The organism is Paenibacillus oryzisoli (assembly GCF_050467285.1).
GTDB classification, from domain to species: Bacteria; Bacillota; Bacilli; order Paenibacillales; family NBRC-103111; genus Paenibacillus_E; species Paenibacillus_E oryzisoli_A.
In genome coordinates this window covers 227868-242550 of sequence record NZ_JBCMUN010000012.1, presented here as the reverse complement: position 1 = coordinate 242550, position 14683 = coordinate 227868, and the positions used below count along the sequence as shown (strand labels likewise).

The 14683-nt window shown below is 52.5% G+C and carries 6 protein-coding genes and 1 riboswitch; of the genes, 1 reads left to right on the top strand and 5 read right to left on the bottom strand.

Features of this window, described 5'->3' with window-relative positions; all coding sequences use genetic code 11:
* Nucleotides 1–5 precede the first annotated feature (5 nt).
* On the bottom strand, nt 6–6797 hold the full coding sequence (locus tag ABE504_RS21415; RefSeq protein WP_430092446.1) for a polymorphic toxin-type HINT domain-containing protein: 6792 nt from the start codon (nt 6795–6797) through the stop codon (nt 6–8).
* A 24-nt stretch (nt 6798–6821) separates the two neighbouring features.
* A complete protein-coding gene (locus ABE504_RS21410) occupies nt 6822–8834 on the bottom strand; it encodes an S-layer homology domain-containing protein (protein WP_430092445.1) in 2013 nt (670 codons plus the stop codon).
* 82 nt (nt 8835–8916) lie between these two features.
* A riboswitch (cyclic di-GMP riboswitch) is annotated at nt 8917–9012 on the bottom strand.
* A gap of 263 nt (nt 9013–9275) precedes the next feature.
* On the opposite strand from ABE504_RS21410, the gene ABE504_RS21405 reads away from it, so the two are divergent.
* Entirely contained in the window at nt 9276–10184 is a 909-nt protein-coding gene (locus ABE504_RS21405) for an ArsR/SmtB family transcription factor (RefSeq protein WP_430092443.1), read from the top strand.
* A 102-nt stretch (nt 10185–10286) separates the two neighbouring features.
* Here ABE504_RS21405 and ABE504_RS21400 read toward each other — a convergent pair whose 3' ends face one another.
* The 3 genes from ABE504_RS21400 to ABE504_RS21390 all read right to left on the bottom strand — a co-directional run bounded on the left by ABE504_RS21400 (nt 10287) and on the right by ABE504_RS21390 (nt 14651).
* On the bottom strand, nt 10287–10520 hold the full coding sequence (locus ABE504_RS21400) for a hypothetical protein (RefSeq protein WP_430092441.1): 234 nt from the start codon (nt 10518–10520) through the stop codon (nt 10287–10289).
* A gap of 124 nt (nt 10521–10644) precedes the next feature.
* Complete coding sequence (locus ABE504_RS21395; RefSeq protein ID WP_430092439.1) at nt 10645–11826, bottom strand: MGDG synthase family glycosyltransferase; 1182 nt, start codon at nt 11824–11826, stop codon at nt 10645–10647.
* A 149-nt stretch (nt 11827–11975) separates the two neighbouring features.
* Nucleotides 11976–14651, bottom strand: a complete 2676-nt coding sequence (locus ABE504_RS21390) for a YhgE/Pip family protein (RefSeq protein WP_430092437.1) — start codon at nt 14649–14651, stop codon at nt 11976–11978.
* Between the last annotated feature and the right edge of the window lie 32 nt (nt 14652–14683).

The window sequence follows — 14683 nt, the reverse complement described above, 5'->3', positions numbered from 1 at the left end:
CTCGCTTATTGTAATGTAACAATGTTAATACCTTTATACTCAGTGCCGACAAAGAAATCCACTACTTGTCCTGTGTTGACATCAATTACTGCAGTTTTACCGTCAAATGTTATAGCTCGTTGTCTTGCTCCATTTAAAGACCCTGAACCGTTCCATGTTCCTTCAACTATTGATGCATTTGGATTGCTTTGGTTTGCCGTTGCAAACTCCTTAGCCGCCGCATCATATTCTTTCTTCGATGCATATCCCATACCCCTACCGTGTTTATTATAGTGGTCTCCAAGTTGATACATTTTAGATTCAGCCACATTTATTGGGGTGCAAGCACCACCAGTGTTATGAACCAAAATGCCCAGGTCACTAACAAAGTAGGTATGGAACTCATCTACTGTCATGTTGTAAACTGTGACGTGCTTGTGTTCCAATTCGAAGCTATCAATCTTGAGTGTATTCCCATCGCTCTGAACAAGCAAGTCACCGACTTTAAGGTCTTTGACGAACGTCCATCCTTTGCCCTTCACATAAAACGGATGGTTGAAGGTGGATTCTATCGTCTGTCCGCCCACATGAATCTTGTAAATCTCATCCGTCTCATGGTTGAATGTAGCCGTAACTTCTTTATAAGCTACTTCACCAGTCGCTTCATCTTTCGAGAGAACCTTATTTCCGACTTGGATGTCTTCGATGTTTTTCTCCCCTTCGTCTGTTTGAACCTTCGTTCCGGCCGTAAAGCAGTTACAAGGATTGACCGCTTGTTCAATTTTTAATACTTTTGCTAATTTGGGTGCTTTAGCCACGATCTTTGCTGTTAGTACACTGCTCCCTGCTCCCACAGTTGTGACAGTCACTGCAAAGTCCGCTAATGCAAGAATCGCTCTCCCGAAATACTCACCGTATTTCTCGTCTTCTTCCTCTGTTCCTTTGTTGTTATATATACGATTGAAATTCTCATACAGATGAACAAAAGGTGCAATGTATTCCTCCGCTAACACACCCTTTAAATCATCAAATCCAATATCTCCTCCAACTAAAGCTTTCGTGAATTCCCACATTCCCTCATAGGTATCCCAATCTGTTAATGCGCTTATATTATCTTTAGCATTCTTCCATAAGTATTTTCCTGCACCTTGTGCAACATTCCATGACGTGCTCCAACTTATATTTCCACTTGGATCAATGTACAGCATAGGATTATTATGCACATAAGCATACCCATTCTGACTCTGCGGGCTCCACGGACTGCCCTTATACGTATCCTCACTAATAAACCGCCCCAGCTCCGGCTTATAATACCTAGCCCGCGCATTCGACAGCCCGCTATAGTAATCATAGCCTAATCCCGTGTAGCCGAAAAGGTTATCCGGTCCCGGCCAGTTCACATCGAATTTCTTCTCATCCGTTGGGATACCAAACTCATCATAGTGGAAGCGGCTGGAGACACGGCCGTCTTTTTCAATCAAGCTCAGGGCGCTGCCGAGGGCGTCATTCAGGTAAAAGAGTGTCCGTGGCGCTACGCCTGGCTCAGCTCCCGCTGTGCCGTCATGCGGATCCCAACCGTTATTAGCATCGTAAGCTGGCAGGTAGGTCATGGAGATGCGCTCGCCACCCGCTCCGTATGCATAGGTTTCTTTCCAACGATAATAGTCGTTTGCTCCGCTAAGCTGGTCTTTGTCCGTTACCTGCAGAGGCTCCGGCAGGGCCAAGCTGACATCATTGGTGTAGTTGAACTCCCAATGCTTCTTCTTGAACTCTTTTTCCCAGCCTTCGCGCGGGCCGCCTGGATGCATGTCCGGATATGGCTCTTCTACTTGGCCGCATTTCTTGGCTAGACCCGGTGGAATAAAGCCCGGCGGCACTTCATGGCATTTGGTATTTCCGTTTCCATTTCCATTACCATTACCATTACCATTACCATTACCATTACCATTACCGTTCCCGTTACCATTGTTGCCATTTCCATTGCTATTCCCTTGCCCGTTTCCGCCAGCACTGTAATCCGTCGGTCCATGCTCCACGTCGACGATCATTTTGGTCCGGTTGCCGTCACCGTCGTAAAAGTATTGTGAAACATCACCCTTCGGATTACGCTGCTGCTTCAGTCGGTTCGCGGAGTTCCAGATGTATTCCTCCAAAAGTTCTGCCGAACCATGATTAGCAGACTGCGCAGACACGCTGCTGGTGCCGTAAACGCTATTGGTTACAGGGCCGCTGCCGTACACCTGACTCAATACAGTCGGGTTCAGCAGGCTCGCAAACGACGCATCCGCATCATCTTCACCATCAATCCCCATGATGCGAAGCAGGTTGCCGCGCGGATCATACGTGAAGTCCTTGTAGTTGCTTCCGTTTTGCCAGTGCAGCAGCTTGTCCGCCCCATCATAAGCATACGTCTCCAGGCTAGACAACGTATCCCACGCACTCTGCTTGGTCAGACGGTTGCCGACCGTATCGTACGTGTAATTCGTGAGAGACGGCGTTGCCGCTGTCTGGTCATTATACTGCTTGACCTGCGTCAATTGATTCAGCGCATCATACGCGTACTCGGTGATCATGGAATCCGGGTGCTCGCCGCCATCCGCGTCGTCCTCATCATTACTGTCTTCCAGCCGCTCCATACGCGAACGGTTGCCGACCGGATCATACGCGTACTGCAATTGTTCCACGATTTTGCCGAACTGGTTGGCGTGGCGCAGCTCCAGCAGCTGACCAAGCGCATCATAGCGGTATGTGCTGATGCCATCGGTTGGCAGTTTCTTTTGCACCAGAAGACCGCGCTTGTCATACGTATAGTTCGTCGTTATACCACTATTATCAGTGACGCTTGTCATGCGATCCATCGCATCGTACTGATAGCTAACCGCCGTGTGATCCGGATAGATGACTTTGCTTCGCTGACCTGTCGGTGTCCACTCATAACCAATGGTCTGATTGGCGCCGTTGGTCACAGAGATCAACCGATTGAGCTCATCGTACGTATACGAAGTCGTCCCCGTAGCATCGCGCATGGATGTGCGACGGCCGAGCGTGTCGTAGGCGTAATTGACTTTTTGCCCGTCAGCATAGGCAATTTCCCTTACACGATTCATCGGATCGTATTGATAGGAAGTCAACGAGTTGTCCGGGAAACGGATCTGATTTACATTGCCGTTGTTGTCATAGCTTAACCGTGTCGCTTGGTTCAGCGGGTTGATCTCCGAGGTCAACTGACCACGGTTGTTGTACCCGTAATTCGTCACGCGCGATAAGGCGTCCGATTTCTGCGTAATGTTGCCTACGGCATCGTACGCATAGCTCGTTGTCGCTTGCAACGCATTCGTTACGGCTGTCAGACGGCCGACAGGATCGTACTGGTAGCTCGTTGTTTGCTGCTTTGCATCTGTAATGCCGGTGACACGACCCAGTGCATCATACTGCATCGTGGTGCTCTGATTCATTGCATCCATAATGGATGTCACGTAACCAAGCGCATTGTAGCTGTACCTAGTCGCTGCGCCTGTTTCATCGTAGGAGGCCCTCACGCGGCCGAGCTCGTCCCTTTCGAGGGACGTTGTATTGCCGAGCGGATCTTTGGTGCCGACCATGAGACCGCGGGCATCGTACATCATTTCCCAGACAGCGCCGCCCGGTTTAATCGTCTGCACAAGACGGCCCGACACGTCGTAGACGAACGATGTTGCGTTGTTCTTGGCATCGGTGGCTTTGACCAAACGCCCTAAAGCATCGTACATGTACGTTGTGCCATTGCCCAAAGCATTCGCTTCCTGCGTCAGACGTCCAGCCGCATCGTACGTATACGTTGTGATGGCGCCCGTCGCATCTTTAATTTGAATCGGTAAATTCCGCGCGTCATAGGAAATTTCGGTAATGCCGCCCTTCGGATCCTGGCTCCAGATCAGATTCCCGTTGCCGTCGTATTGGAACTTCGTGACAAGGTCGACATCCTGTCCTTGCTCGTTCTTCTCTTGGACAATCATCGCTTCCATCCGATTGACGTTGTTATAACGGTAGGCGGTTTGCGCGCCGTTCGGAAGGGTTTTGAGCGTCAGATTGCCCACTGCGTCATAAGTAAAGGTCGTTGTTTGGGACAGACCGTCTGTGACGGTTTTGATGCGGTTGAACTCATACGTAAAACGGGACTCCGCCCCTGCAGCATCTTTGTGATAGACAACATTGCTGTCCTTGTCATACTGGAATTCTTCGCGCTGCTGAAGCGCATCGATTCTTGCTGTTATGCGGTCGCGGGCATCATATTCCATCGTGCTAACCTGCCCTAAGGCGTCAACCATGCTCGTAACGCGATTCAGACCATCGCGACGCAGCTCCTGTTTAAAGCCCAGCGGGTCGGTAATGAATTTCACGAAGCCTTGCACGTTGGTTAACGAAACGGTTTCACCTTTTGGATTCACCATACTGGTCGGTATGCCGTGCTCATCGCGGTTAATCCGGCTAAGCTCGCCCAGCGCATTTGTGATGGTTGTGGCATTGCCTCGTGCATCGTATCCAATGCTTGTTGTATTCCCCAATTGATCCATCATGGCATCCGGCTTGTTAAGGCTGTTATAGCTAATCGTGGTTGTGTGGTTCAACGGATCAATCGTTTGCCGCAAATTACCGTTCGCATCATACACATACCTCCATGCGTTGCCACGGCGATCTGTCTGGCTGATTAGATTATCGTTGCTGTCATACTCAAAACGCTCAACTGTCCCGTCCGGATAATGAATCGCGGTTTGGCGGAAGCGCTCGTCGAATTCAAACGTTTTGACACGGCCTAATGGGTCCGTTGTTACGGTTCTGCGCTCATCCGGGAAATACTCGATCTCCCCAGCCGCTCCATAGAAGTCGGTCTGTGCAATGACGCGCCCATTCGCGTCGTAGGTGTTTTTCAGCGTTGATGTTTGGTTCGGGTTCGTGATTTCCAAGAGTTGATGTTTGTCATCATATACAAAACTGATCGTCCCTTGGTCCGGCAAGTGAATTGCCTTAAGATCGTGCGTTAGCTCGTCGTAGTCATAAGATACGACACGGCCGGTATGGTCTGTGGCGGTTTTGATTTTGCCGCCTTTTTCGTAGTTGAACGTAAGGCTAGCACCGTCTGTCTCCACTTTAACAAGTGAACTTCCTTGGTAGGTTAGCTGAGTCAGATTGCCATTGGTGTCCCGAATCTGGTACAGCATCCCGTCTTGGCGGAAAAGGTACTTCCACCCTTGCGGGGTCAGCATCAGGTACGTGCCGTCAGCTTGCTTGGTAATTTGGTTGTAGGTGCCTGCTGGTGTTTCATAGTTTCCGTTTCCGTTCGGTTTGTAGAAATAGGCTGCACCCTCTGGTGTAATGAGATAGAATTTCCCCTCTTCGCGAGGCTCAATACGCCATTCATACGTGTGATGCCAGCCATAACCAGTCGCTCCATCGAAGGTATCTCGACTATGGTAGGTAAGACCAAATTCAATTGGCATCGCCGCTTGCAAGGAAATATTGGTATGGCTAAAGTCAAAGTCTCCCGTCGCCAAGTTGATCGGATCCCACCAGGCGGGTTTGTTGAAGCCGCGTGGGTTACTGATTTGTTCCAGCTTTAAATCGTCTCTGAATTCCTTATACGTAATCTGGCCTGCAATCTCGGGCTCTTCAACGATAATGTTCCAATTCTTTGCAATGGCACCAGGGCAATTTTGATTGTCCAAACAAACATTTAAAGGCCGTGAATCGTTAAAAGGTTTCGATACATTATATGCAGCAATTCTACGAGAACCTTCTATTAGTGTCTCCATGCTTTCTGTCTTGTAGTAGTAGCCAGCCAGTGCATCCCATGTAATGTTCCATTCTGGAGCGACATACCGGAGATAACTAACAACAGGGGACATGCCTGACTTATTTTTCTGTGCATTCTCGGCGTTGTAATATGGATTGCTCGGTATGCGCTCAACCCTTGTACTAATATTTGCAATTTCATAGGGATGGAGTTCAAGCTCGTACGACCATTCTCGAAGATACTTTTCAGGTTTATTGTCCTCACGAAGTGGAAACTGCGTGAAATATTGCAAGAAGTCTTTTCCCTTCGACCAAGTCAAGTGACTCCCGTCATTCTTACCGATCGTATCATCAAAAGGGACAATCACCGAAGCGGTAATATGTTCCCCTGGCACCTGCAAATCTTGATCATTCCGCACCGTGTACTGGATGTCCAGAAACACCTCCGTACCCCGCTCCGCAACACCGCGAATGACATGCTTTGTTTTCATAGGATCCTGGTTAGCCGGAACCTCAACATACGCAGGCGCTGGTGGAGCAGGATTGTTAATTCTCACATCCGTAAAGTAAAAGAACTCCGCAGCTCCACTCGGCACGGCACATACAGTATGCGAGCCTTCTTTCGCAGGTGTCCCGCCGTTCACATTGCCATTCCACAGGTAGGTATATGATTTTAATCCGCTGCTGGGAATCTGTGCAATCGATTGTAACGTTGTCCGATTGTACGGCGTTGGCGGATCGTAAGGCGGTTGATTTGGTGCCGGTGGCGGCGGCTGAGGCGGCGGTACCATCGGGGAGACTGTACACGTCTCCAGTGAAGTGGCATGCGGGCTGTCCTGATATCCCCAGGAAATCGTCGTCTGACCACCATAGACATTATTAAATTCATTCGGATTTGAGGATACGCTAATCGTCGCTGCAGACGCCTTCTTGATCCCGTCCCCCGGAAAAAGCGGTATGCCCGAGATAACAACCGTTACGGCAAGCAGTGCGCTTACCGCGGGCTTTGCCGCCTTTTTCCCCCATCGCTTGATCATTTTCCAATTCACTGTATAGCTCCCCCAATTTTCGATCTATTTCATATTCCATAACATGCGGTATATTACAGTTGCAGCTTGTGCCCGCGTAGATGAGGCTTGCGGTCGCAGGGATCCGTTGTCGCCTTCGATCAAGCCTAACTGCGAAGACAACGCCGCATATTTGAAAGCCCAACTGCTGACGTCTTCGGCATCCGTAAACGCCAGAAGCTCCCCCGATTTTTCATTTGACATCGCGAGCGCTTGCTGCTCTCCGCCTACTGCTCTCACGAGCATAATCATCATTTGCTCCCGACTAAGCTCTTCGTCCGGGTTAAAAGCAAGCCCATCCCCCTGAACCAGCCCGGCTGAAACTGCTGCTTCCACCCAATCATGTGACCAGTGACTGCTAGGGACATCTTTAAAAGTAGCACCCCCGGCCGCCGGCTTTAACTGCAAAGCTCCCACCAGCATTTTGGTAAATTGGGCTCGTGTCAGAACCCCATCCGGCACGAACTGCTCATCGCTAAGGCCGTCCACAATGCCTCTTGAAGCCAAGACTTCAATCGCTGTACATGCCCAGTGATCGGTTCCGTCGGCAAATGTGACATCTCTATCGAACAAAGCGTACGTCCCCGACTCCGTAATCTCGGCTGCAATTCCTTCCGTTTCGCTCTTCAGACGAGTAAAGACAGGCTCCCATCTTGATAAGGAGGCATTCCAACGGTGAACAACCATCTTCTGCACTTGGCCTTCATTCCATTTGGATGTATCGAAGGCAAGTGTGAGCGTGCCTTTTTGCAGCAGCGGTCCGCCTAGGTTCAAATCCCAAGCTTTCGAGACCACCCGCATAAAGATTTGCTTTGTTTGTTCCATAGTGTCTGTCACGGTGCTATTCAGTTTGATTTCCATCTCAGTGTCCTTGCTCACCGCACCAGGAGGAATCGTCAAACCTGCCGAACCATCCTTAATCGTAAGTTTGCCGCCTGCAGTTCCTATGTTCGACTTGATAGCATCTGTCGTAATAACCGATGCTGTTCCTCCACCCACGACATCGGGCACTTCGATTCTCGTAATCGCTTTGGCGAACAAGCTGCCATCCGCCTGTTTCATAATAAGTCCACCTTGATCGAACCCCTTTACACGCAGCGCTTGATCCCCGGAAGCGATGTTGAAACTTTCTTTCAGTGCGACGTTATACCCTTGAAGAACCGGGGTACCGCCTTGATCCTGTACCCAAGCAACCTGGCCGTTGCCGATGTACATCTGATAGTACTCAACGGACTTCTTTGTCGCAGGCGTCAGATCAACAGGAACGGCTGCAGGATCAGACGTATTCAACACGACATACTTTGTTTTCAGGTCCAAATCCGCCGACTTATACAAAGCCCACGTACCGTCAAAAGCAAGGTCCCACACGTACAAATGATACGGCAGATCCAACACCACACGTGTCTGTCCCGTTGCTACAACCGTCAGGCTTAGCCCTCCGTCCCCTTCATGCTTGTAAAGCACCTTCCCATCAGCCACAACAGGTATGCGGCCTTTGCCGATCAGGGTCTCCTGATTCGTTCGAAGATTATAGTGAACGATGTTCGACGTTGCATTATCGCTGCCTACGAACTCGGAGCCATTCATGTTCAGTACTGTGTAATATTCCGGATGCACGTCCAGCTTCCACTCGTGCCCCGACGATAATTGATAACCATACATGCTCCATGTTTGTGTTGCTGCATAGTCCCGGCCATCCGTCCAAATGATGTAGACCTCACCGTCTTTGGTTTCCCCGACATGAGGGGAATGCTTCTGCGAAGCGTTGGACGTGATTTGCTTTTTCTCACCGGATCGAATGTCCTGATAGAAAACCTGTAAATATCCATCCGCGTCAGACTCTGTCCAGACCATATGATTGCCGGCAATGTTAGCTAGTAGCGGTTCTTTGGCCCCTAGCGTTTGATCCTGAGTGGTATAGACCCCGCGAGCTGAAGCCATTGCGGACCCGAGCAGCAAACTGAATGTCAGGACTAGTAGAAAACACATAACTTTTTTAAAACTTACTCTTCTTCTCATTTCGTCTCTCCTCTTAAATCGTTTAACCCCCGGGTTCCCACGTCCCGAATAAGGTTTTTTGGCAACAAAAAAACAAGCCCCTAAAGGTAACCCGGCGATCGTCTCATGAAGGTGCGCCTCATGACTTAGACCCGTGGCTTTGCGTCTCCGCCTTTCGACGGATTTGCCTTTGTTCATTATTGCTTGTTCCTAGGCGATTCTACTTAATCGTGCTAGTCCGATAGACCCGACATTTCCCTATATTAATCCACCAAATACCATTTTTCAACAATTTTCTGCATAAAAAAGGAAGATAGGGAACAAAAAACAGCCCTCTCCGGCCGTTTCGCCAGCTGGGCTTGGTCCCGAAACAATCAAATAGAAAACATTTGAATTGTTTAAATAATCAAATGGTTATACAATAGAAATATCTATCTTCACGGAATGAGGTCTGCACCCCTAATGCAAATTGACGTCTCTACGAAAAATATGGCGTTTCTTGAATGCTTCTCCTCGGAAACGCGCGTGAAAATGATTGAGCTCCTGAGCGAGGAACCGCTCAATATCAAGCAGTTGTCCCAGCGGCTCGACATCTCGTCGGCGATCGTGACGAAGCACGTGCAGAAGCTCGAGCAAGCCGGCATCCTCCGTTCTGAAAGTGTGACAGGCATCCGGGGCACTCAAAAGATTTGCTACCTGCAAATGGACCAAGCCGTACTGCAATTCCGCGCGAAAAAGGCCCACGAGCTGCCGACGACGTCCATCGCCATTCCTGTGGGCCAATACGCCGCGTACGATGTGCAGCCAACCTGCGGCCTCTCATCGGCCTCGCAGTTGATCGGCGTGCTGGACGATCCGCGGTATTTTGCCGACCCGCAGCATGTGCAGGCGGGTATTCTCTGGTTCGGGAGCGGTTATGTGGAATACCGCATCCCGAACTTCCTGCACAGCAACCAGCGCCTCCGCTCCCTCGAAATTTCGTTCGAAATTTGCTCCGAGGCGCCGGGTTTTAACGAGAATTGGCCTTCGGACATCTCGTTTTCTTTGAACGACAAGCCGGTGGGCATGTGGACGTGCCCCGGCGATTTCGGCAAGCAGCGCGGCGTGCTGACGCCGGAGTGGTGGGGCGCCGGCAACACGCAGCACGGCTTGCTCAAGATCATCACCGTGAACAGCCAAGGCTCGTTCCTCGATGGCACGCCCCTGTCCTCCTTCACGACGGAGGACCTCGCGATGTCCTTTTCGCAGGACATCCGCTTCCGCATCGCCTCGCTGCCAACCGCCGACAATCCAGGGGGCGTCACGCTCTTTGGTAAGGCGTTCGGCAACTACGCGCAGGACATCGTCGTGACGATGTATGCGGAGAAATAGGACACTTTACAATTTGAAATTGTAAAGTTACAAGAAGCCGCCGCTGCTTTAACAAAACTCGGCCGAGCCACCAAGAGCCTGAAACCTGCAAAAAAGCAGGCTTCAGCCCCAAATTCCGGCCAAATCATGAAATGCCTGCGAATAAGCAGGCATTCCCGAAAAATCAGCCCGGTTTCGAGAACCCGGACCGAAAAAACTGCCTTTTCGCAGGCTTCCCTCCGAAAAAGCCAAAAACACCGAAAAAGCCTGCTCATTCGCAGGCTTTTTCACGCTATAACCACAGATCAAGCCAAACACCCGCAGGAGCCGAGCCAACTCAAGCTGATCATGTCCCATCGCATCGCCCCTCCCCGCCAATCCCTGTCGAACCCTCTCGAAAATCCATGAAAACCGCCTGTTTTCATAAAAGAGGGAGGAAGGCACCTAATAAATGGTACTTTCCCCCCTCCAACATTTGTTGTCAGACATTCGCATAGGACAGCAGCCGTCCATCGTGTACCGGGATGAAATGATGGCGTGTCGCCAGAATGGCATCCAGCGCCTGCCGCATGTCGGCCTCCCGGCGAATGCGCCGTGCGTTCTCGCGCAGGCTTTGCAGCATGGACTGATCGGCAACGACCTCGGACAATCCGCGTCGCAGCCCCGCGGTGTTCTTCACTTGAATCGCTGCGCCGTACGCTTCCAAATAAGCGGCATTCCCCTGCTCCTGCCCGGGAATCGGCTTATAGAGCAGCATCGGCAGCTCCTGCGCCAAGGCTTCGGACACGGTAAGCCCGCCGGGCTTCGTCACGATGAGGTCCGACAGCGCCATCAACTCATGGACGTGGTCCACGAAGCCAGTCACCATCAGCCGATGATGCGTCCGCGCCTCGGCGATCTCCGCTTCCAGCTGAGCCTTCAACTTCTCGTTGCGTCCGCACACGAAGACGAACTGCACAGGCTCGGTCAACTCCCGGGCCTGCAGCACGGACTTGAACGATTTGCCGATCAGGCCGTGCCCGCCGCCCATCACCAGCACCGTCGGCAGCTCGCTCGCCAAGCCGTGCTTCTTCCGCAGCGCAGTGCGGTCATACGCCTGCATGAACGGCATCCGAATCGGGATGCCTGTCACGACGATGCGTGCTTCCGGCACGCGGTGGCGCAGCAGCGCCTTTTTGACATGCTCGGCGCCGACTAGATAGCGGTCCGTCCCCGGATGGACCCAATAGCTGTGGTCCGTATAGTCCGTAATCACGGTGACAGTCGGCACCGTCGTGTAGCCGTTTATTTTGAGATAGGACATCGCCGCGGCCGCTCCGGGAAACGTGCACACGACCTCCGTCGGCGCTTCCTGCTCCAGCAGGGCCAGCATGCGGTCCGTGTTGAATGATTTTATTTTTTTAAACAACTGGGATAAGGCATTGTCCTGACGCGTTCTGCGATACAGGAAACCGTAGACCGCCGGTAAACTCTTGACCCACTGCATATAGCAAAACGTGCCTACCCCATGCAAATGCGGATGCGCCCACGCCAAATAGTCCACGATGCGGACCTCCACGTCCGGCCTGTACACCCGTGTTCCTTCCATGATCGCCTTCGCCGCCTGATTATGCCCGTCCCCCAAGCTGCCTGTTAGAATCAAGATTTTTTCTCTTGCGCCCATTGTCGCCTTAGCCCCTTTCGCTTCTCCTTCTGTTATCTCTATCTTAAAGGAGTTCGCGCCGCCGCCCCACCCACCTAGGTACGATTTTGCATTAGCCCTTGGTCGTGACCGAACCTAGACTTAAGGCGAGGTTGCGGTGGAGCAGCCCGTCAAGGAATGAGCTTCGTCCGTCTCGCCTTCTCAGCGACACGGCTGGTGTAGCCGCTTAGCGGCTTTTTGAGCAGAACCCCGACCCCATAGCATAGCAGCGCGAATAGTACTAGCATACCCACATCACGCCATACCACAGACATCAGCATCCCGCCAACCGCCTCGCGAAGCAGACTGACCGCATAAGTGAAAGGCACGATCGGGTTCAATCTCTGGAAAAAAGCCGCCGCCGTACTGACCGGAAACGTCCCGCCAGAGCTGGAAAACTGGAGCACGAGAAAAATAATCCCGAGCCCCTTCCCGATATTGCCGAACACCGAGACGAGCGTATACGCGATCGACATGAAGACGAGGGAAATCAGGATCGCAAACAGGACGAACCACAGCTTCGCCACCACATACGTCCCGAGCAAGAACATATCTCCCATCGTCACAATCACCGCCTGGGCAATGCCGATCGTCAGGAAAATGAGCAGCCGACCGAAGTAGACATGGTTCGACCGATAGATGTCATCCGGGTCCTCCACATCGACGCGCAGCATCGACACCAGCAGCATCGCGCCCACCCAGAGCGACAGTGTTGTATAAAAAGGGGACATCGCCGAGCCATAGTTCGGGATTGAGAATCTTTTCTGCTCCTGTAACAATACAGGATTGGCGAGAAAATCGCTCTGCTTCTGAATGTCGGCTTGCAAAAGCCGAAGCACTTCGTCCAGGCTGCCGCTGCCCTGGGCTTTGCGGATTTGGTCAGCCGCCTTGCGCACGGCGTCCTCAAACGCCGGCAGGTCATTCCTGACCAAATTTGCCGCCAGATGCACCGCATTTTCGACCTCCGGGAACTTGGTCTGATACAAATCTGCAACTTTCCGGAGCTCGTCCTCCGCCGCCGGCAGGTCGTTCTGCACGAAGTCGGACGCCTCCTTCAGCTTCTGCCCAACCTTCGGCAGGTCGTTCTTCACGAATGGCGCCGCTTCATTGATTGCCTGCGTGAAGGCGCTCATTTTCGCTTGCAGCGTCGTGGATGCTTCGTGCACCTTGGCGCGGATGTCCGGCATCGCTTTTTGCAGCTCGTCCAACCGGCCTTCGGCGAACTTAACGCCTTGCTGCGCATCCGTCAAAATCTGCTTGATGTTCGGCAGCTGCGTCTGGAGATTATGCAGCAGCGAGGCCGACGACTGTGCGGCAGACTGCAGCTGGGCGAGCGCTTTGGTCAGGTTCGGCACAATTTCCGTGTCGTACCGGCCGAGAATGCTGCCGATCGCCGCGCTCGCGGACTTGGACAGCGTGTTCAGGCTGGTCACGAGGTCTTTGACCGGCGTCTCGCCGTTTTGCAGCGAGGTTTGGATTTTCGTCAGCGCCGCGAGCTGCTGCGTCAAGTTTTGTTTCAGCGTGTTCAGCTCTGTGATCTGACCCGCCATCGGATTATTCGGCAGGTAAGTATTTAACCGCGTAAATAAATCGATGGTTCCATCCACGACGGTGATGCCCGCCGCCAGCTGCTTCGCGAGCACGTTCGCGACCGCCAGCGCCTGCTTGGGGTCGACGTTCACACCCTGCAGCAGCTCCGTGAGCTGCGTGACGGCGTTCGCCGTCTGCTGAAGCAGCAGAAGATTCTGCTTCACGACGGGGATCAGCGCCTGGAACGCCGGCTCGTTCTTGGCCAGGTACGCCGCCAAGCTGTCGGCGAAGGCACTGCCCTGCGAAGCGATGGTCTCCAGCTTCGGCAGGTCGGCGATGGCGGACGTGACGAGCTGGTCCGCCTTATGCACGGTGTCGACGGCCGTATTCAGCGCCGCCTCGACCTGGTCGAAGTGCTGGTCGAGCTCCACGACCTTGTCGGCCGCTTTTTGCAGCTCGGGCAGCTTCTGCTGGATGACCAGCACCTCCTGCGCCGCGTCCTGGATCTGCGGCCAGCGCTGCTGGATTTTCACCAGCGTGTCCGCCGCTTGGTCGATCTCGGGGATGCGCTGCTCCAGCTCCACGATCTTCTGGCCTTTCGCTGCGATCTCCGGCAGCTTCGCCTCGATCTCCAGCGCCTTGTTCCCCATCTCCGTGATGTCAGGGAGGCGCTGCTCCAACTCCAGGATTTTGCCCTCCATGTTGCGAATCGTCGGCAGCTCGCGCTGGATGTCGATGCCCAGCTCGTGCATGCGGGTGAGAATGGACGTGCTCACGGTTTTAATAAAATTCGCGGCAATCTGCTCCGTCACGCTGGACGCGCCTTTGCTCGTGATTTTAGGGGCAACGGCATTGATTTTTTCATTAACGGTATAAATAATTTCGGGCTTCTCCATTTGGCCGTCGACGATGCTCGTAATTTTGCGCGAAAAATCTACGGGAAGGATCAGACTCGCATAGTACTCCCCCTTCTCCACGCCATCCAGCGCCTCTTTCTGGGTCACGAAGGTCCAGCCGAGGGTGTGGTTGTTCTTGAGGCTCTCGATGACCTCGTTGCCGATGTTGATGGACTGCCCTTCCACCGTCGCGCCGACGTCGTTGCTTGTCACCGCAATGCGGATGCCCGACGTATTGGCGTACGGATCCCACATCGCTTCGAGATTGACCCACGCGTACACGGACGGCAGGATCGAGAGCGCCACCATGAGCAGGAGCCCCGTGGGCACGCGCCATAAATTGAGAAGATCCGTCCGATAAATGCGAAAAATTTTCCTCATGCTGCCTCCGGGAAAAAGTGGATTTAATTCTT